This window comes from Streptomyces beijiangensis (genome assembly GCF_017315755.1).
GTDB classification, from domain to species: domain Bacteria; phylum Actinomycetota; class Actinomycetes; order Streptomycetales; family Streptomycetaceae; genus Streptomyces; species Streptomyces beijiangensis.
Map to the genome: position 1 here is coordinate 1 of NZ_JAFLRJ010001736.1, position 283 is coordinate 283.

The following is a 283-nucleotide window of genomic DNA, read 5'->3' on the forward strand; positions in this document are numbered from 1 at the left end:
TCGCGGGGGTCGACGGTGCGGTTCATCTTGGCGGCGCGGGATGCCTCCGCCTCGTCGTTCGTCTTCTCCGTGAGCATGCGCTCGATGGCGATCTCGGTGGGCTCCAGGTCCATGCAGACCGCGACCGTACGGATCACGTCAGGGGTGTGGACCAGCAGCGGGGCAAGGAAGTTGACGCCGACCGGGGTCATCGGCCACTCCTTCACCCAGGCCGTGGAGTGGCACCAGGGCGCGCGCGTGGAGGACTCACGGGTCTTCGCCTGGAGGTACGTGGGCTCCATCG

General features: G+C 68.2%; 1 pseudogene. It reads right to left on the reverse strand.

The window, feature by feature from the left end:
- A pseudogene (locus tag J0695_RS43435) lies at positions 1-283 on the reverse strand (SCO6880 family protein); the annotation flags it as partial.